The sequence below is a fragment of the Bacteroidota bacterium genome, assembly GCA_016713765.1.
GTDB classification, from domain to species: Bacteria; Bacteroidota; Bacteroidia; order AKYH767-A; family 2013-40CM-41-45; genus Pollutiaquabacter; species Pollutiaquabacter aromativorans.
The window spans coordinates 2,214,925-2,235,603 of record JADJON010000001.1; the positions used below are offsets into that span (position 1 = coordinate 2,214,925).

A 20,679-nucleotide genomic window follows, 5' to 3' on the forward strand; every position below is an offset into this window, starting at 1 on the left:
AAATGGGCGACTCAATAGTCGCCGAGGGTTTCTTCGAGTTGAGCCAGCGCCGTGGCGGTTTGTTCGGCATTCGGTGCCACGCCGTGCCACTTGTGGGTACCCATCATGAAATCCACGCCCATGCCCATTTCGGTTTTCATCAGGATCACCACCGGCTTTTTATTGCCGCAAAGCGATCGTGCTTTTTGTAAGGTAAGCACGACATCTTCCATATGATTGCCGTTCATTTCGAGTACTTCCCATCCAAACGCCTCGAACTTGGGGCGCAAGGGACCATAGGGGAGGACCTGGTCGATCGAGCCGTCGATCTGTTGGTTGTTGACGTCGATCGTGGCGATGATGTTGTCAACTTTCTTAGCGCCGGCATACATGACCGCTTCCCAGATCTGGCCTTCTTCCATTTCGCCGTCGCCGCAGAGACAATATACCAACTGATTATCCTTGTTCAGTTTCTTCGCCAGGGCGGCACCCAGGGCAACACTCATGCCTTGGCCGAGAGATCCGGAAGCCATGCGAACACCCGGAAGCCCTTCGTGTGTGGCCGGGTGACCTTGCAGACGGGAATCGATCTTACGGAAGGTGCTCAGTTCCTGTAAAGGGAAATAGCCGGATCGTGCCAGCACACTGTACCAGAGCGGTGAAATGTGACCGTTACTGAGGAAGAACAGATCTTCGCCGGCGCCGTCCATCGAAAATTGTTTCGGCTCATGCTTCATCACCGAGAAATAGAGCGCGACAAGGAAGTCGGTGCAGCCCAGGGAACCTCCCGGGTGTCCGGAATTCACGCCATGTACCTGTCGGATGATATCGCGGCGAACCTGTGAGGCGATGCGTTTCAATTGATCTGTATTCATACGGGAATGGTTAATGCGGTGGAATGATGCGATCCACATCACCGGCCTCTAAGGTAGAAACGCGTTCCGCTACGCGCTTCTTGTGTGGATGCTTGTTTTTCAGAAAATATCAACAAAAACAGGACGATTCGCCGGAAATTTCGCCAATTAACAGTCGGGAAACTCCCATTCCCCGTCCATGAAATCATCCAGCGCCCGGCGTTCCTTCTTAGTAGGTCGTCCGGTACCGGGATCTCGAAAAACGGTCACGCGGCTGATGCGGGCTTTATAGGCATCCAGCTCTTCTTTCGGTGTAAGGTCCGCACAGAAATCGGGAACCAGTTTTGCGCCCAGGCGGTTTTCGGTTAACTGCTTCACCGACAAGATCCGGGTGAGTCCTGCTCTGCGGATGTGGAGGGTGTCACCGGGTTTCACCAGTCGACTGGCTTTAACGGGATGACCATCCATGTGTACCCGACCCTGTTCACAGGCCAGGGTCGCCTGGGAACGGGTTTTAAAAAGGCGGACCGCCCACATCCATTTGTCGATTCGGGTACGTGTGCCGGCGGGTTCCATATCGCAAAGATAGGCCTTCCGGAAATGCCGTATCTTCGAATCCTATGGCAGGTGATCGACTTCGTAAAAAATATACCCACCAATTCGTGCTGGCCGCCATCATTATCCTGGGTGGTCTTATTCTCTTTACCATGCGAACGTTCATCGACGCTTTCCTGGGCGCGGTGACCTTGTATGTTCTCTTCAGGCCGATGATGCGGAAACTCGTCGAAGTCCGCAAGTGGCCGCGTGGGGGAGCGGCTGTCCTGATCTTGTTTCTTTCATTCCTGATCGTCCTTATTCCACTGATCGCGATCACCTATATGATCGTTCCGAAGGTTTCCCTGTTTTTCTCCGATTCTTCGGTGATCATGTCGGTGTTGAATTCCGCGGATGCCAAGATCCAGGCGATGACCGGGTACGAACTCATGAACCAGGAAAACATCCGAAAGGTGCAGGAGTCAGCGGGTGAATTCATCACGCGATTTCTGGGTGAATCCATGGGTATTCTGGCTGATATCGCCGTATTATATTTCCTGCTTTATTACTTTCTGGTGAATACCGGGAAGGTGGAAAATTTCTTCGAACGTTATCTGCCATTGTCCAAAGACAATACCTCCCGATTAACCGATGAGTTGGAAACTCAAACTTTCTCCAACGCCTTAGGTGGACCCTTGCTGGCGCTCATCCAGGGCATCTTTGCAGCGCTGGGGTATTGGCTTTTCGGTTTACAGGAACCGGTGTTCTGGGGGCTGATGACGGGCTTCTTCTCCTTCTTGCCCGTTGCAGGCTCCATGCTCATCTGGCTGCCCGCAGCGATCTATCAATTGTCAACCGGTATGATCTGGCAGGGCATCGCCATTTTCGCTTATGGCGTGCTCGTAATTTCAGTGGTGGACAATGTGTTCCGCTTCGTTTTCCAGAAAAAGTTCGCGGATGTACATCCCCTGATCACCGTGATCGGGGTAATTGTCGGATTGCAATTGTTCGGCGTTCCCGGAATCATTTTCGGTCCGCTGCTGATCTCCTATTTCCTGATCATGTTGCGGATCTTCCGGGAGGAATTCCTCTCCGTCTGACGATTATCGAAAGATCGCCGCCCGGTCGATCGGACGCTGGGCTTCCTTCCAGTTAAAACCTTTCAGGCGCAGTTCCCGGGTACTGATCTGCTTGACCGGGTACAATACTCCCTCCGGTGACTGGAGCAGGGAAAGTCCTTTGACCTTATTTTCTTCGAGGTAGATGGTCATGTCGCTGCAATCGGCCCGGTTGACGGCGAAGTTCTTTTCTTCCTTGTTGCGTGCGTAATAAATGGTCTGACCGTTGCCGGAGACGTCGATCCGGTAGAGATTATTATCGATAAAGTAGCCGGTCATGGTCTTACCTCTGACCTGGTTGAAGCGCAAGGAATCGATCGGCCCTGTTTGACTGCTGTCGGCACGTGACGCGATGAATGCAGAATTGACCAGGTACAGCCGGTGAATTCCGCCGCCGGCTGCGATGATGTCGATCGAGTCGGCAGTGAGTTGGTTGAGCCCCGACCAGAGGACAGGATCCCGGAACATCCGAAGGGTCGAATCCTTCAGTGTATACGCGATGGAATCGCAACGACCTTGCAGGTCCGGTTTAAACAGGCGCACATGATGGAACGCGAACAAGTTCCGGTTGTTCTGCTTTGCCGTATCGCCTGAAGCGGCGGGGAGTGAATCGGCAGCGGTGGCCAGGAGGGTGTCGGCATGCATGAACAGGCTGTCGGTATCGAAGATCTGCACCAGCTCGGCATTTCCGGCCACCCAGGAACTATCCGTTAGTTCATGGTGTTCCCCGTAGTCTCCGCGGATGATCAGGCGGTTGACGGTATCGGTGATGCTGACATGGCCGAATACCCGGCCGATCCCGCTGCTGCGGTCATAGAGTATGGAATCTCCACGAAGCATCTGCGTCCGGGTCAGGAGATAAGAATTTCCCTGAAAGCTGGTCTGCTGACTGTTGGTGTTGTACCAGCCTTGTTCGCAATACATCGTATTGCTGGAGGAGTTAATACGGGTGGGTCCTAAGAAGTAGGCGGTCTTTTCGACCGTATTGTAGCGAAGTGTATCGCAGGTGAGGGTGTAACGCGGATTCACCAGCAATACATTTTGCTTGAAGTAAAGATCACGCCGATCACTGTAGTAGTACCCTGTCTTACTGCTCAGACGATTATCGCCATCGAGGATCATGGCGCTGTCGGTATAGCTTGCTATATCCGTACCGAGGTTATAATCCAATTGACGGGTATGCAGGGTCATGCGACCATCGCTCAGGACCACATCTTCGAACACCTGGGCGATCTTGGTATTCCCGTCGTAATACAGATGCTTTCCGCGCAATTGGAGTGAATCGCCCTGGCGCATGTTGATGCGAGAAAACGCTTCGAGGCGATTGTCGTCTCGGTACAGGTAGGCGGAATCACATTGCATGGTAGCCCCTTCGTGCCGGAAGGCCACATTGCCTATCAATCGTAAGGCGTTAGCTTCCAGGGATTCGTCGAATTCGGAAACGTCCGCGTTCAATAATTCTATTCGCGTCGGTTGTTGCGCGAATACGACTGAGCCGGTGAAAAGCAAGAGCAGGCAGATCGCCAGGAAAAAGCGGGAACGCATGCGGGATACCGGAATTACCATGATTCCCGGCGAAAATACTCAATCGAAACGATCCTGAACAGGGTCAGAAGTTCCCGCGGGTACTTTGGACCATTTGTCCGACCGTGCTCAGTACATCCGGGAGTTTGGTACGATCAAGTCCTTTCGTCATGACCGTCAACAGGAATGGCGAGGAGCCAATGTAAACGATGGCCGTCTCGTGTAATTGCTGATCACCTTCGTTAAAGCGTTCGCCGAATTTGTGAGCGACCAATTGATCGTTCGGCAACTCTTTCACCAGTCCGATCTTAAAATCGCTACGGCTCAAAAGATCCAGGGCGAATTCGGAAGATGAGGGGAACAGAAAGGTGGAACTGTATAATACCCGGATGAACTTGCTTACCTCGAATACATTGACCTGATAGTCCCAGTCCTTCATATCGGGCACCCTAAGCTGTAGTGACTCAAACAACGATTTGAAGACTTTAGGATCCACCTCCCGGTTGAGGAGTGCCGTAGCGTCGTTGTTTGAATGGATGATCATCGATTCCAACAATTGGCGAACCGAATAGCTTTTTCCGGTTTCCATGGGTTTGCTGAAAAGCGTCTGTTCCGGGAGTTCGGAAAAATGTCGCTTCAGCAGGATCTGTTTGTTCAACAGGCCGGGATTCGCCTCGGCTTGTTTCAATATACATTCCAGGGTAACCAGTTTCATGATACTGCCCGGACTATAACTTTCACCTTCGTTGATGCTGAACCATTGACCGGTGTTCAGGTCCCTGAAATACACCGCGGCAGAACGAATCAGACCCTTTTGCTTCTGGTCGTCCAGATAGGACATGATGTTACCTTTCAGGGAGGCGTAAACCGGACTTTCGTTCGGAATATCCACCATAATGAGCGGCTTGGTCAGCTTGTACTGACCGTTCCGGACAAGTTGAACATCGCACGAGCCTTGAGCGGCCACACGTTCAATTACCTTGACGTGCGATTTGACCACCAGCGCCGTGGCGGCCGAAGAAACTGCGATGGCAATGAGTACGAACCCGATGGGAATCCGGGCGTGAAGAAAATTCATGGGCGCTTTCTGATAAGGAGTGGCGAATTTACCTTTGTCAAATGGTTCAAACCATGAATTTGGTCAGGATTTGACCAAGACATTCTAGCACTTCACCGACGGAATCAACCTGTTTTGGCTTTTTTACAATACGCTGACATCATCCTGCCGCTTTCGGTGCCCCGGGCCCTGACCTATGGGGTCCCGGAACATCTGGCGGGTGAGGTCCTGCCGGGCAAGCGGGTCATCGTACCGCTGGGTAGGAACAAGCTATTCTCCGGTGTGGTACGAACCGTCCATGAGCATGCTCCCAGCGGGGTGGAAGTAAAAGCGATCGCGTCGGTCCTGGATGATCTTCCGGTTGTTCTCGAATCGCAGTTCAGGCTTTGGGAGTGGATTACCGAGTATTACCTCTGCAATCCGGGTGATGTACTCACGAGCGCGCTGCCGGCCTCTTTCCGTTTGCAGAGCGAGACTTCCGTTTCGCTGAATCCGGACAAGGATTTTCTCGATGCAGGACTTTCAGCGGACGCCTTGACCATTTTGGAACAGGTGAAGGAAGAGGATGAAATTTCCCTGCACGACCTGAACCGACTTTTCCCTGAAAAGGGAATGCCGAAATTGATCAAGTCGTTGTTGGAGGAGGGTTGGTTGCTGGTGAAGGAGGAGATACAGGAACGCTATAAGCCGCTCCAGGAAGCGCGCATCCGCTTGCGGGATGCTTACCGGGACGATGCAGGACTGGAAACTGTTTTCCTCCAACTGGAACAGGATAAAAGGAAAAGCCGGCAACTGGAAACACTCTTGGTTTTTCTGAAACTGCGGTTGGATCAAGCCGGGACCGACTATGTCCGGAAATCAGCTTTAACTGCGCATGAGCAGGTCTCCGGTTCCGCGCTTCAAACCCTGATCCGAAACGGGATCCTGGAAGAATACGCAGCGGTGATCGACCGCGTCCCTGCATTTTCCGGCAATGTTCAGCCCGTTGCGGAGTTGAGTGAGAACCAACAACTCGCTTTGCAGCAGATACAAGAGGCCTCGCTGGAGCATCCGGTGGCCTTGCTGCATGGTGTAACGTCGAGCGGAAAGACGGAATTGTACATCCACCTGATTGATGAACAGCTTCGGGCTGGTCGTCAGGTATTGTATCTCCTTCCGGAAATCGCGTTAACGACGCAACTGGTGCAACGCTTGCAGCGATATTTCGGAGCAGCCGTATCCGTTTACCACTCGCGGTTCAACAGCAATGAACGGGTAGAGGTTTGGAAGCAGGTCCTGCATTTCGATCAGACGGACCAGCAAACTCCGTTTCCGCGAAAGGGGCAGTTGGTCCTGGGGGCGCGATCGTCCATTTTCCTTCCGTTTTCCCGTTTAGGACTAGTCATCGTCGATGAAGAGCACGATCCTTCCTATAAGCAACAAGACCCTGCGCCACGCTATAACGGACGGGACGCGGCGATTGTCCTCGCTGCAGGTCATGGCGGCAAGGTGTTGTTGGGTTCTGCCACGCCTTCCCTGGAGAGCTACACCAATGCGCGGCAGGGTCGCTATGGATTGATCAACCTGCACGAGCGTTTCGGGGGTATTCGTATGCCGGAGATCAGTGTTGCGGATATCGCTGACGCTTCCCGGAAGAAACTGATGAAGGCCCACTTCACGCCGGAATTACTCGATGCCGTGCGCAGCGCGTTAGCGAAGGAAGAACAAGTGATCCTTTTTCAAAACAGGCGCGGCTTTTCATCGTTTCTGGAATGCCGTCATTGTAACTGGATCCCGCATTGCAAGAACTGTTCGGTCACGCTGACCTATCACAAGCAGCAACACCAGATCAAATGTCACTATTGCGGATATGCCCAGTCGGTGCCTTCGGCTTGTCCGAACTGCGGCGATCATCATATTGAAGTCAGAGGCTTCGGAACGGAGCGGATCGAGGAGGAGATTGCCGTGTTCTTTCCGGATCACCGCATCGCTCGCTTCGACCTGGATACTGTCCGAACCAAATCGTCCCTGCATCGGCTGTTGCATGATTTCTCAGAGCGCCGCATAGACCTGCTTGTCGGGACACAGATGGTCTCGAAGGGTCTGGACTTCGACAATGTCAGTACCGTAGGGATTCTGGATGCCGACCAGATGCTCAACTTCCCTGACTTCAGGTCTTTTGAGCGCAGTTTTCAGCTGATGTCACAGGTTGCAGGTCGGTCGGGCAGGAGAAGCAAACAAGGAAAGGTCATTATCCAGACGCGTAATCCGGGGCATTGGGTCATCCGGGCCGTGATGAATCACGACTATGCTTCCTTTTACCACCAGGACATGGAAGAGCGGCGCCACTTTGGTTATCCGCCGCATTGCCGACTGGTGTCCTTCACGATCCGTCATCGGGAGGAAGCCCTGACGCATGACGCGGCTACGCGGTTCTGTACTTTGTTACGAAACAAATTCGGGTCGCGGGTCCACGGTCCGCATATCCCGGTCGTTCACCGTGTACGGAATCAGTACATCCGCCACATTTTGCTCAAGATCGAACGCGAGCAGAAAACCGCGGGCGTTCGTGAGACCATTCGATCCTGCATGCGAGAATTTTACCAGGAGCGGATCTACCATCCGGTCCAGCTTTTTGCGGACGTTGATCCCGTATAAGACGATCACTCCCGGATCAACTGGATCCAGCCTTTCAACTCCTTTGTTTTCGTCTTCATCACGTAATAGTAGACGCCTTCGTTGGCCAGTTCGCCTCCGGTCGTCTTTCCATCCCATTGAAAATCCGGGTCCGAAGATTCGTAAATGATGCGACCCCAGCGATTGTAGATACGGAACTCGAAACCGTCGTAATTGCAAAGGTCCTTGACGTAGTAGGTATCGTTCTTGCCGTCATCATCCGGCGTGAACACGTTCGGGATTTTCAATTCGCCCTCGCAGACACGGTACACCACGAGCACGGAATCGATGGCAGAGCAGCCGGAAACTCCGAAGGGAACACTGACATAGTAGTACTGGGTATTGCCGGTGGTCGTGGCGTAGAACGTCTCGTCATCCAACAGGTCCTGGGTCACCTGACTGGCAGGAGTCCAGTTGTAGGTGTAGGGCGGGTTGTTATTGGGATCGGTGACGAAGACATGGAGCGTGTCCTGTTCACCATCGGTGACCTCGATGGTATCTTCCAGAATATCGACACCGATGAGGGATGTGACCTTTACGGTGTCAAAGATCGGTACTGGCACATAACAGAACGACTGGCTGACAGGTAGCTGGAATCCGAGATAGAACTGGGGGACGTAACTACCATTGCCGGTGTAGGTATGCGAAACGGTGTCGAGTTCCACTTCACTGAGAACCGTTCCGTCACCGAAATCCCAAGAGTAGAACGCAGCGCCGGTACTTGTTCCGTTGAACGTGACGGAAAGGGGACTGCATCCGCTATCCGGGGCAAAGGTGAAACTTCCGGTCGGACCAGGGACCACGATCGCACCGGGCAGGATGACCGTGTCCCGGCAACCGAACTGGTTGAGGACCGTCAGGCTGACATCGTAGGAGCCCGGCGGAACACTGTAAGCATATTGAACGGTCGATAAGGATGAATTCGGGAAAGCCGTAACGCCGAGATCCCAGGACCAACTGGATACATAAGCGTTGCTGTCGCTCACGATCGTCGCGTACACCTGAGCTTTCTTGATACCGTTTTCAACCACACAGGTATCGGTCGTGGTGATACTCACGGAGGCGGGAGTCGTATAAACCTTGATCGTGCGAATTGTCGAATCCGTACAACCGTTGGCATCGGTCACAACGACCGTTACCGGGTAATCGCCATTGGCCGTGTAGCTGTGCAGTTCATTGGAACTGCCGGACGGCAGGGTGTTCCCATCGCCGAAATTCCACGAATAGGTAAGCGGATTCGCGACATAAGGTCCCGGGTTGACGCTCATGCCGATCGTTTCGTTGATGCAGGCGTTGGTGTCAACGGGGTTAAAGGCCAGGATCGGCGTGGGCCGGGTAGGTCGGATGTAGTTCGTCAGCGTGATCACATCGGTACAGCCGTTCACGTCGGTCACAGTCAGCGTGACATTGTAGTTGCCGGGCGTAGTATAGCTGCTGGTATCGGTTGAATTGGTGGTAACATGGGTGTTGCCGTTGCCGAAATTCCAGGACCACTGGGCGATCGCTCCTCCGAAAGTCTGGCTGCTGTCGCGGAAGGTGACGGTCATGGGGGCACAGTCCGTCAATGGGCTTGCCGTGAAATGCGCGTCCGGGCCTACAATGGCAATCGGAACCTGAGCCGTGTCGATGCAACCGTGAATGTCGGTAATGGAGAGCGTGGCGGTGTAATTGCCAACGCTATTGTAGAGATGCAGGGTGTCGGCAAAGCGTGTGGTATCGCGTACGCCCGCGATGCCTTCTCCGAAAGTCCACTGGTATTGGTTGGCGTCCTGCGAGCCGCTTCCGGTGAAATAGATGGTCCCCGGATAACAGGCTTGCTGAGTATTCACCACAGCATTGGCGATCGGTTCACGGACCTGCGCGACCAGGGTCGTTTCCACCACGCATCCGTTGTCGGCGTTGGTCGCTTCGAGCGTTACGGGATAATTGGTGTTGTCAGGAAAAACGTGGGTAGGGCTGGTCTGCGTGGATAGGCCAGAACCGTCCGCGAAGTCCCAGGAGTAGGACGTGGCTCCGCCGGATGTATTGGTGAACGCGACAGAATACGGGTTGGCGCAATTGTACGTGATCGTGAAAGCGGGAATCGGCCCCAGTACGACGATTTGGTCCTGGAGGACAAACGTATCGGGACAGCCGTTATAAAATGCGATCAGGGTGATGTCGAAAGGATCGGCGACTCCGGAAGTGTCCAGGTTGAACTGATGGCTGGGGTTCTGCGTGGTACTGGAACCACCATCACCGAAGTTCCACAACCAGCCGGTAACAGGTGGCAGGGAGGCGTCGAGGAAAGAGACCGTTTCCTTGAAGCAAATGGTATCGATCGGAGAAGTAATTCCTGCTGTCGGGCGGGTACCGACACGGATGAACTGCGTTCTGGTCAAGGTGGCCGTACAGCCGGTGGAGGTGGTGATCGTCAGTGTGACATCGTAGATGCCCGCTGCATTATAGGTATGGGAAGTACCGGCGGTGGTGACGGTGGACGTATTGCCATCCCCCCAATTCCATTGGTAGCTTGCGATCGTGGGATCAGCCGGTGAGGTGACCACTGCATTGAAGTTGAACGTCTCACCGACGCATCCGCTGTCGGTCTGGGAAAAGTTTACGGTCGGTGCGATCACCTGAACGTAGTTGACCTGGGTCAATGTATCCTTACAGCCATTCGCGTCGGTCACGATAAGGGTGACGGAATATTGCCCGAACGCGTTGTAGGTATGACTGGGGTTCTGCGTGGTAGCGGTATTGGAACCACTGCCTGGATCGCCAAACGTCCAGCTCCAACCGGAAATCCCGGGCGTGGTAGCGTTGAATGTAACGGGGAAGGGAACGCTGCATCCCTGGCGATCGGGAGAAGTGAACGCTGCCACCGGCGGTGGGTTGACCTGGATATTTCGTGTGATGGTGTCCCGGCAATTTCCAACGGACACGATCAATTGTGTTACAAATGTTCCCACCGTGTTGAAGGTGTGGGTCGGATTGGCCAGTGTTGACGTGTTGTTGGAACCGGAAGCAGGGTCGCCGAAGTTCCAGTTCAATGAACCGCTGGAACCGGTATTGGTGAACTGAACCGTTTCACCGAGACATATCGAAGTGTCCGAGGCGCTGAAGTCAGCCACCGGCTGCAGGATGCTGACCTGCATCGTGTAGGAACTGTCGCAGCCGTTCACCCCTGCCGTCAGCGTAACGGTGTAGGTGCCCGCGGTATTATACGTGTGAGATGGGTTCGTCAGTGAAGACGTATTATTGGCACCACTCGCAGGATCACCGAAATCCCATTGGAAGCTGGTGGTATTTGTGGAAGTGTTGGTGAATTGTGCAGTGGCGGGAGCGCTGCAGGAATTAACACTGGCAATGAAGAAACCCGGAACTGGAACCGGGACAATCCAAACAGAATCCTGATTGTAGGTGCTATTGCAACCGTTCACGTCGTTGATCAGCAATACCGGCACATAGAAACGAATGGAAGAGCCGCCATTCGAAAACGCGTGTGAGGTGGAAGAAACGCCGGTGACAGAAGGAGTACCATCGTTGAATGTCCAGCTATATTGATTGATGGCGCCATCGCCGGGAGTGGACGTACTGGTAAACGTGATGGGGATGTTCTCGCAAACCGTGTCCTGACTGATCGAGAAGGAAGCGGATGGATTCCGGAAGACCGTAATGTAATTCGTTTTCGTTTCCGAATCCGTTGAAGAGCCGTTGGAAACCGTGAGTGTTACCGTATAGACACCCGGGTTAGCGTAGGAATAGGAGGGGTTCTGAAGATTCGAATTGCCAATGCCATCACCGAAATCCCAGGTGAAGGAAGTAGGGCTTCCGGTAGATGTGCTGCTGAAGTTGACGATCAGCGGCGAGCAACCGGATGTGACGTTGGAAGTAAAGTTCGCTGTAACCTGTGCGATCGCACTTTGGGTCAGAAGACTTAAAATGCAGATAATCAGTAACTTGAAATTCCTTTGCATTGTGTCTGCGGAGAATGGTTGTTTCCAAATGTAGGTTATTTTCTAAAATGATCTAAGCTGTTGCAATTCAGTCAGAAGCAGCAATTTTAAAATCGGTTTTTTGTTTGAAAGTATGTTACAAAATGCAACGTTTGGCCGGCTTGCCTGGCCTGATAAAATCTTAATTCTGCAATTCGTACCATGCTGAATTTCCTCTTCCGGCGTTTATGGAACGGCTTGCTTGTCGTAGCCGGTGTAGCTGTATTCGTCTTTCTGCTATTTTCCGTCCTCCCCGCTGACCCGGCACGGATGATGTTGGGTCAGCAGGCGGATTCAGCCTCGCTTGCGATCATCAACCGCGACCTCGGACGTGATCTTTCCGTTTCCCGGCAATTCGTTGTCTTCATTAATGACCTCTCGCCACTCTCCTTGCATTCGACCGATACGGTCAGCCGTTATTATGCTCATAAGGAGAAGTACGGTTCGGTCGTTCACCTGCTTCGGCTCGGGAAGACCGAACTTGTTGCGAAGTTGCCTTATCTGCGTAAGTCCTATCAGAACAAACGTCCCGTTTCGGAAATCCTACTGGAGAAATTACCTGAGACCGGGATACTGGCGCTTGCATCCATTTTACTCGCGACCTTTTTAGGAATTATACTCGGACTGGTAGCAGCCTTGAACAAGGATCGTTGGCCGGATCGGTTGGCGCTCGCTTTTTCTGTCGCGGGTGTTTCGTTGCCGAGCTTCTTTGCCGCTATCCTAATTGCCTGGTGGTTGGGTTATGCCTGGAGCGACTGGACCGGATTGGAGATGACCGGGAGTTTACGCGAGATCGACCCGTTCCATGGTGAATACATCGCCTGGAAGAACCTGCTGTTGCCCACCCTGGTGCTTGGTCTTCGTCCGATGGCGATCATCACTCAACTTACCCGTAGTTCCCTCTTGGAGGTCTTGTCGCTCGACTATATTCGTACGGCCCGCGCGAAGGGTGTATCCTCCCGCCGTGTTCTGTTGCGACATGCGCTTCGTAACGCGCTCAACCCGATCGTAACCGCCGTGAGCGGCTGGCTGGGCTCCTTGCTGGCAGGCGCCGTTTTTGTGGAATATATCTTCGGTTGGAACGGTATCGGTAAGCTTACGGTACATGCTTTAGAGCAGTATGACCTGCCACTCGTGATGGGCGTGGTACTTTTCATCTCCGTCATCTTTGTCATATTGAACCTGATCGCCGACCTGATCAACGCCTGGTTGGACCCGCGCATCCGCGTCGGCGGATAATGTCCTATTTTTATCCTCGAATATCTACCTCCTGAAGAATCATGAGAACTCCACTCGTCGCAGGCAACTGGAAAATGAACCTGCAATATGCCGAAGCGATGACCCTGGTCGATGCGATCGTTGATGGCTTGCCGGAAAACAACGGCGCGGAAATCGTGCTGGCACCGCCGACTATCTACCTGCACGATGTGCTGGACCGCATTCAGCGAAAGCCCGGTATCGCACTGTCGGCTCAGGATGTCTCCGCCTACGAACGTGGCGCTTTTACCGGTGAAGTAGCGGCTTCCATGCTGGCTTCGGTGGGTGTCGAGTATGTGATCGTTGGACATAGCGAACGACGGGAATATCATCACGAGGATCACCCTTTGCTGGCGGCAAAGGTCGATCGCGTGCTGGAGCAATCGCTGTTGCCCATTTTCTGTTGTGGAGAAAAACTGGATGACCGTACTGCAGGCCGACATTTTGAATTGATCGAACAGCAATTGCACGAGAGCCTCTTTCATCTTTCTCCTGAGAAAGTGACAGAATGTGTGATCGCTTATGAACCGGTTTGGGCGATCGGTACCGGGGTGGTCGCCACGACAGGCCAGGCGCAGGAGATGCACCGCTTCATTCGACAATTGCTTTTTGCCCGGTATGGCGAACCGATTGCATCCGAAATGCGGATCCTCTACGGCGGGAGCGTAAATGCTACCAATGCAAGCGATCTGTTTACTTGCCCGGATGTGGACGGCGGACTGGTAGGCGGCGCGTCCCTGAAAGCTGTCGATTTCCTTTCCATCATCGCAGCCGCTGGCACGAACCGCTGATCGCATGAGCTGGATCAAAGTTTCCATGCAGGCTGCGGGTATCGACCCGGAAGTGGTACTGGCCTGGGCCGCCGAGCTGGATTTCGATGCTTTCGAGCAGGAGGGAAGCATCCTCAACGCTTACGTTCCGGCTGACCGATTCGATGAAGCCGCATTCGGTCGCCTGGCAAGTGAATTTCCATTCGGCGAAAATTTGCGCTGGACCGCTTCGTTATTGGAAGACAAGAACTGGAATGAAACCTGGGAAAAGCAGTATGAACCGGTACGAATCGACCAGCGCGTGACCATCCGCGCCCCCTTTCATCCAGCCGCACCGGAAGGCGATATTGCTTTGGAGATCGAGCCGAAGATGTCATTCGGAACCGGTCATCATCCAACCACCACCCTGATGATTCGCATGATGCTGCGCGAATCGTTCATTGGGAAAACGGTCCTGGACCTCGGCTGTGGAAGCGGAGTGTTGGGCATCCTGGCAGCCCGACTGGGTGCCGTCGAGGTGACGGGAATCGATATTGATGTTTGGGCCGTGGAGAATACCCGGGAAAACTGCGAGCGCAACGGGATCACTTGCATGCGAGTGGAGCAAGGAGATGCACGCGCGATCGGTGAAAGGCAATTCGACTTCGTCCTCGCCAACATCAACCGGAATATACTGGTCAAGGAAATGCCGGTCATGGCAAATGCCATGCATCCGAATGCTCTCCTGATGATGAGCGGATTCCTGAACCAGGATCTTCCGGTCATCCGGGAAGCAGCTGCCGCTTCCGGACTTCACTTCATCTACACTGAAACCGATAACGAATGGGCTGCCATAACCTTCAAAAAACCATGAGGATTTTTCGATACTCACTTTTAGCGCTGCTGTTCCTGCTGGTTTCGCCGGCTGTATTCGGACAAGGGTTGCGCAACTTCACCGATGATCCTGTGAAGTTTGCGGATGAGTTGCAAAAGTTCCTGGCTGAAACCGACAAGAAGGAAGCGGAGAAAGTGATGGAAGCTTTTCTCCCATACTGGACCGGTGGTAAGTTCTCCCCGCAGCAACAAACCGCCATCTACAAGACCTGTAACGCGATGCTGCGGAAACGGATGAAAGCCATTCCGGATTTCAGAAATTACGTGATGACCCTCACCAGTTTTGCCGCAAGCAATCAGTCAGCGGAAAGTTTCGCGGCCTGGCAATCCAGCATCGATAAGCTGTTGTTGATGCCTACACGTTTTTTTCCCCAGTACATCAATACCTGTAACCTGCTTTTCCGGGATAACACCTTGTATGAGTCCGCTTCCACCCGTTGGCATACTCAGCATAACAATTACCGCTTCGAATTCGACTCCATACCACGTATCCTGATCCCGGCCACCAACCTGGTCTGTAACTCCAAAGGTGATTCGTTGATGATTCGGGAAACCAGTGGTGCTTATTATCCGACCAAGCAGGAGTTTTTCGGAAACGGTGGAAAGGTTGACTGGACGCGGGCCGGCTGGGATGCAGGTGTTGTGCGTGCCGAGCTGGCAAGGTTCCGGATCGATGTAACGGGGAGCGACTTCGAAGCCGACAGCGTGACGTTCTACAATTCGACCTACTTTCAGGCGCCGCTGACAGGTAAGTACACGGATAAGCTCCTGGCCAACATGGGACCGGAGAATGCCTCTTATCCGCGTTTTGTTTCTTATACAACCAGTCTTGAAATCAAGAATATCGTACCCGATGTGAATTACCGGGGCGGTTTCTCCATGATCGGCAACCGCATGGTAGGTTCAGGTTCCGTTGAAGAACAAGCCAAGCTGATCTTTTCCCGAGAAAAGAAACCCTTCCTCATCGCCGGTTCCGACGGCTTCGTCGTTCGTAAGGATCGGATCACCGCCGACCAGGCCTCCGTGCTGTTCAACCTCGACGGCGACAGCATATATCGCCCCAGCATCACCTTCAAGTACATGGTAGCCGATCGTGAAGTGACGCTCATCCGTGCGGAAGAAGGGAAGTCACAGGCACCGTATTATGATTCGTTCCATCAGATCGACATGTACTACGACGGATTGTACTGGAAGATCGACGATCCGCTGATCGATCTGAAAATGATCAGCGGTGCGGGGGAAAGCAAAGCCACATTCGAATCCTCGAATTACTTTCGGAAGAACCGTTTTCTCAAACTCCAGGGGCTGAGCGATGTGCACCCCTTGTTTACCATCAAGCAATTCGCGCAATCGCAGGGTAATAACATTGTCTATACCGAAGACCTCGCCAAGTACATGCGCCTTGCTCCCAGCGAGGTGCGGACCATGTTGATCAATTTCTCCAATGGTGGTTTCGTCAGCTACGACAGCAAAGAAGATCGCGCCATCATCAAAGACCGGCTCTATTATTACCTGCAGGCGAATGTAGGAAAGACGGACTACGATGTACTCCAGTTCGAATCGGTCATCAAGGCGCGCCCGAATGCCAGCATCAACCTCCTGAATTATGAAATGACGCTGCGGGGGTTGGCACCGATCGTATTGAGTGATTCGCAGAACGTGGTCATTTTCCCGAAAGAACAGGAAGTGAAGCTCAAGAAGAACCGGGATTTCACCTTTGCCGGCCGGGTGAAGGCGGGCCGCTTCGATTTTTTTGGAAAGCAGTTTTCGTTCGATTACCACAATTTCAAGATCAATCTCGACAACGTTGATTCGCTTCGGTTGCGCGTGGAAAGCGATGATCCTTCGGAAGTGGATGAATTCGGGAATCGCAAGCTGGTAGCCGTCAGGAGCGTGGTCGAGAACATCACCGGTGACCTGCTGATCGACCAGTTCGGGAATAAGTCCGGATTAAAGGACTTTCCGCAGTACCCGATTTTCAACTCCAAGAAGGACTCCTACGTCTATTATGATCGTCCGTTTATCCAGGAAGGCGTTTACACCCGGGATGATTTCTATTTTCACCTGGACCCGTTCACGATCGATTCGCTTGATAACTTCAGTCGTGCAGGCCTCGGGTTCGCGGGTGAGTTTGTCAGCGCCGGAATCTTTCCGGACTTCCGGGATTCGTTGAAACTCCAGCCCGATCTGTCCCTGGGCCTGGTCCGGCAAACGGGCGATGCCGGATGGCAGGCATATGGGGGTAAAGGTAAAGTCACCGCCAAGCTCTCCCTCAGCAATGCCGGCCTGCACGGTGACGGTACCCTTGATTACCTGACCTCTGTTTCGAAAACCGACGACTTCCTGTTCCTGCCGGATTCGATGAACTCCAACGTGAAGAGCTTCACCAACCGGAATGAAACGCTGGGAGGGGTCCAGTACCCCTCTGTGATTGGCGATGAAGTGTATGTGCACTGGGAGCCGAAGAAGGACGTCATGTATGTCAACCGTCGGCAGGAGGACCTGAAGATGTACGAACAGCAGGCTACGCTGAACGGCAACCTGCAACTGCGACCTGCCGGTATGACCGGGAACGGGCTGATGGCATTCACCGGAAGCGAACTCGAGTCCAAACTGTTTCGCTATAAATCAGAGCAGTTTGATGCTGACACCTCCGATTTTCGACTCACATCCGACAATGCCTCCGCGCTTGCCTTCGATACCAAGAACGTAAACGCGCACATCGACTTTGTCAAGCGGATGGGTGAGTTCAAATCGAATGGTGCCGGTTCGTATGTCAATTTCCCGTTGAACCAGTACATCTGTTTCATCGACCAGTTCAAGTGGTTCATGGACCAAAAGGAGATCGAATTGAGTTCATCTTCCACGGCAGCTGTGCAGGATACGGCTACCGGAATTTCGCTCACCGGGTCCGACTTCATCTCGGTAGAGCCCCGTCAGGATTCCCTGCGCTGGAAAGCCCCGTTCGCGCGCTACTCCCTGAAGGACTTCCTGATCAAAGCCGAAAAGGTCGCCTTCATCCAAACCGCCGACGCTTCGGTCATTCCGGATAGCGGAAAGGTCGTAGTGGAACGCTACGCCAAAATGCGCACGCTCACCGATGCACGGGTGCTGGCCAATAACACGACCAAATACCATACGATCTACAACGCCAACATCGACATTCAGGGACGCAAACGCTTCAGCGGTACCGGTGACTACGACTACATCGACGAGAATAAAGTGAAACACCATTTTCATTTTGACGAGATCGGCGTGGACACCACTTTCCAAACCGTAGCCCGGGGACAACTGGCCGATACCGCCGGATTCCCGCTCAGTCCGCAGTTCCTGTTTAAAGGAGATGTGCGCTTGACAGCTTCAAAGGAGTATCTCAATTTCTCGGGCTTTACCAAACCCAACATCCAGTGTGAGAAAATCGGGCGTAACTGGATCCGATTCAGTGGTGATATCAACCCGGCCAACGTTAGCATCCCGATCGCTTCGCCGGTAACGGACGATGGCGCGAAGTTATCCGCAGCCGTAGCTCAGACGTCCGACAGCACCGGCATTTACGCCGCCTTCCTCATGCCCAAGCAGCGGCCCAGTGACCTGGAGATCATAAGTGCTTCCGGTGTGCTGTATTTCGATAAAGCGAGCAAGCAGTTCCGGATAACGACCGCTGAACGCCTGGAAAAACCTGCCGCAGCCGGTAACTATCTGAGCCTGGATGATGCTCGTTGCTTTGTCTATGGCGAAGGAAGGTTGAATTTCGGATCCGATTTCGGCCAGCTCAACCTGACTACTGTTGGTAATGTGATCAATAATCTCGTCAACGACAGTACGCAGTTCGAGATCATGGCCGCCATCGATTTCCCGTTCTCCGATGACGCCTTGAAGGTCATGAGCGATCAGCTATCCACCAATCCGAACCTTCAGGCAACCCAGGACCTCGGCCGACCAGCCTTTGAACGCGGGATGACCGAGTTGGTCGGAAAAGAAAAGGCTGACAAGTACATCGGCGAGCTGAACCTCTACGGAAACTTCAAGAAGATCCCGGAAGACCTTCGCCACACCTTACTGATCACCGATCTGAAATTGGCCTGGAACAACGAAACCAGGACCTATCGTTCGATTGGTCCGATCGGGATCGGTAGTCTCGATAAGGTATCCGTCAACCGAAAGATGAATGGATGGGTCGAGATCGTGCATAAGAAGAGTGGAGATCAACTGAATATCTACCTCGAACCTGAAAACGGCGCGTGGTTCTTTTTCAGTTACTCGCGCGGATTACTGCAGACCATCGCGTCCTACAGTGCTTTCAACGACGAGATCAACAAGCTGAAGCCGGAGAAGCGCGTAAGCAAGGTGAAAGACAAGCCTGATTTTGAATACATGCTCTCCACCGATCGGGCGGTCCGGAACTTCCTGAAGCGGATGAATCCACCGCCACCGGAAGGTGAATAATCGACATCAACCCGCTTAAAACCCCGAATTCCGCGATTGACGCGAATTCGGGGCCTTTTTTAACTTGCGGGGCTTTAGCGCCCTGAACAATACGCTGTGCTGACACCCGTCAACCTGTTCGGTCTATTACTGGCTTATCTCGTAGGATCCATTCCGTCCGCGGTTTGGGTCGGAAGAACCTTTTATGGCATCGATGTACGGGAATATGGCAGCGGCAACGCGGGTGCCACGAATACGTTCAGGGTCCTCGGTAAAAAGCCTGGCATCGTAGTACTGATCATGGATGTGCTGAAGGGATTCGCAGGGGTGAAGCTGGCTTACCTGGTCGGCGATTATGATCCGGCATCTCCGGAATTCATCGATTTCGAATTGGCCCTTTCCGTGTGCGCCTTGTTAGGGCACATCTTTCCGGTTTATGTCGGCTTCCGGGGTGGAAAAGGAGTTGCCACCATGCTGGGCATACTGGTCGCTGTGCACACGCCGGCAGCGTTGATCTGCGCCGGTGTATTTTTGCTCTCGCTGTTGATCACCGGCTACGTTTCCCTGAGCAGTATGGCGGCCGGCTTGGCTTTTCCGGTGGTCATCATGGTTTTTTATTCCACCAATTCCAGTATCAACATCTTTTCGCTGGCAGTGGCGATCATGATCCTGGTGACGCACCAGCGCAATATCGAGCGATTGATCGCCGGCGAGGAGTCACGGGTGAAGTGGCATCCCCGTAATAAGATAGCTTGAGTCCGGACAGATCCTTAGCGTCAGGTTGAGGCAGCCATCGCGCAGACCGGTGTCGAGCTGAAATGCCCGCAGTGCATCACCGCACACTCGTTCCCGACGATTCAGATAGGCGAGCGCATTTGCCCTGAGATACCAGCTTTGGGAAATCGTTGAATCCAGCCGGATCGACCGGCTGAAGTCCCGTATCGCTGACTCAGCAGTTGCGAAATCCAGATCCAGTCGGTTAAGCTTAAATGATCCCCTGGCCAGATAGGCAAGGGCATTATAGGGATTATAATAAATGGCGAGGTCGTACGCCTGAAGCGCATTTCCCAGTTCACGACGTTCCTCAAAAGTATGTGCACGGTCCAATGCTTCCTTCGACGATACGTCGTCCGCCTCCGAGCGGGGAAACAACCGCTCGATCTTATTATCCGCATCGCTCAGCCGATCATCGGACAGCCTGGCCAGGAGGAGATCCTCCATGTTCTTGCCTCTGAAGTAATGAAAGAACTTCCAGTCACCCAGTGCGGAGCCGGTACCTAACAATACGAAACACAGCAATACGTTAACCTTATCAATGCCTTTTCCCGGAAATGATTTCGCGGCAAAGGTGATTCCCAAGCTGATCAATCCAAAGCAGGACGCAAAACGTCCCAGACCAGACACGATCCCGAACCGCAGGTAGAGTGCCAATAAGGAAAGCAGCAAGAGCACGAGGATTATCCGCACCGGTCTGATCTTGTCTCGAAGGCTCAACCAATTTACCCCAAGGCTGGTTAACGCGACCAGCCACAACCATTGTGCACCCGGCAATTCGAATTTCCTGAACAGCAACGCGGCTGTCAAAAGCAACAGGGATACCCACGACATGCACCAAAGATAATGGCTGACAGAAAGGGAAGGAGGGACCTTTAGAAA

13 protein-coding genes are annotated in these 20,679 nt (G+C 53.2%); 7 read left to right on the plus strand and 6 right to left on the minus strand.

What is annotated here, in order from left to right:
* Window positions 1-11: 11 nt before the first annotated feature.
* Window positions 12-854, minus strand: a complete 843-nt coding sequence (locus IPJ96_08555; GenBank protein MBK7910394.1) for a transketolase — start codon at window positions 852-854, stop codon at window positions 12-14.
* Window positions 855-1,001: 147 nt separating this feature from the next.
* A complete protein-coding gene (locus IPJ96_08560) occupies window positions 1,002-1,409 on the minus strand; it encodes an RNA-binding S4 domain-containing protein (GenBank protein ID MBK7910395.1) in 408 nt (135 codons plus the stop codon).
* Window positions 1,410-1,453: 44 nt separating this feature from the next.
* On the opposite strand from IPJ96_08560, the gene IPJ96_08565 reads away from it, so the two are divergent.
* Window positions 1,454-2,467 (plus strand): AI-2E family transporter, encoded by a 1,014-nt coding sequence (locus IPJ96_08565; protein ID MBK7910396.1) that lies wholly within the window; start codon window positions 1,454-1,456, stop codon window positions 2,465-2,467.
* 3 nt (window positions 2,468-2,470) lie between these two features.
* Here IPJ96_08565 and IPJ96_08570 read toward each other — a convergent pair whose 3' ends face one another.
* Window positions 2,471-4,030 (minus strand): organic solvent tolerance protein OstA, encoded by a 1,560-nt coding sequence (locus IPJ96_08570; GenBank protein MBK7910397.1) that lies wholly within the window; start codon window positions 4,028-4,030, stop codon window positions 2,471-2,473.
* A gap of 64 nt (window positions 4,031-4,094) precedes the next feature.
* Window positions 4,095-5,087, minus strand: a complete 993-nt coding sequence (locus IPJ96_08575) for a serine hydrolase (GenBank protein ID MBK7910398.1) — start codon at window positions 5,085-5,087, stop codon at window positions 4,095-4,097.
* A 114-nt stretch (window positions 5,088-5,201) separates the two neighbouring features.
* Here IPJ96_08575 and priA point away from each other — a divergent pair, with 114 nt between their 5' ends.
* Window positions 5,202-7,703 carry a primosomal protein N' gene (gene priA / locus IPJ96_08580; GenBank protein ID MBK7910399.1) on the plus strand — a complete coding sequence of 834 codons (2,502 nt, stop codon included), beginning with the start codon at window positions 5,202-5,204 and terminating at the stop codon, window positions 7,701-7,703.
* A 5-nt stretch (window positions 7,704-7,708) separates the two neighbouring features.
* Here the strand turns inward: priA and IPJ96_08585 are convergent, their stop codons facing one another.
* Window positions 7,709-11,680, minus strand: coding sequence for a PKD domain-containing protein (locus tag IPJ96_08585; GenBank protein ID MBK7910400.1), 3,972 nt, complete (start codon window positions 11,678-11,680; stop codon window positions 7,709-7,711).
* Between the two features lie 180 nt (window positions 11,681-11,860).
* Here IPJ96_08585 and IPJ96_08590 point away from each other — a divergent pair, with 180 nt between their 5' ends.
* From IPJ96_08590 to plsY, 5 genes are all read left to right on the plus strand, one after another.
* Window positions 11,861-12,937 (plus strand): ABC transporter permease, encoded by a 1,077-nt coding sequence (locus IPJ96_08590; GenBank protein MBK7910401.1) that lies wholly within the window; start codon window positions 11,861-11,863, stop codon window positions 12,935-12,937.
* A 41-nt stretch (window positions 12,938-12,978) separates the two neighbouring features.
* The gene (locus tag IPJ96_08595; protein ID MBK7910402.1) at window positions 12,979-13,746 is read left to right on the plus strand and encodes a triose-phosphate isomerase; all 768 of its coding nucleotides are present in this window, start codon (window positions 12,979-12,981) and stop codon (window positions 13,744-13,746) included.
* Window positions 13,747-13,750: 4 nt separating this feature from the next.
* Window positions 13,751-14,578: a 50S ribosomal protein L11 methyltransferase gene (prmA, locus tag IPJ96_08600; GenBank protein ID MBK7910403.1), complete on the plus strand. Its 828-nt coding sequence runs from the start codon at window positions 13,751-13,753 to the stop codon at window positions 14,576-14,578.
* Entirely contained in the window at window positions 14,575-19,044 is a 4,470-nt protein-coding gene (locus tag IPJ96_08605) for a hypothetical protein (protein ID MBK7910404.1), read from the plus strand. The genes prmA and IPJ96_08605 overlap by 4 nt, the downstream gene beginning before the upstream one ends.
* Before the next feature lie 96 nt (window positions 19,045-19,140).
* Window positions 19,141-19,779 carry a glycerol-3-phosphate 1-O-acyltransferase PlsY gene (gene plsY, locus IPJ96_08610; protein MBK7910405.1) on the plus strand — a complete coding sequence of 213 codons (639 nt, stop codon included), beginning with the start codon at window positions 19,141-19,143 and terminating at the stop codon, window positions 19,777-19,779.
* On the opposite strand, the gene IPJ96_08615 is transcribed toward plsY, so the two are convergent.
* Entirely contained in the window at window positions 19,741-20,631 is an 891-nt protein-coding gene (locus tag IPJ96_08615) for a hypothetical protein (GenBank protein ID MBK7910406.1), read from the minus strand. The two genes, plsY and IPJ96_08615, sit on opposite strands and share 39 nt — an antisense overlap.
* Window positions 20,632-20,679 lie beyond the last annotated feature (48 nt).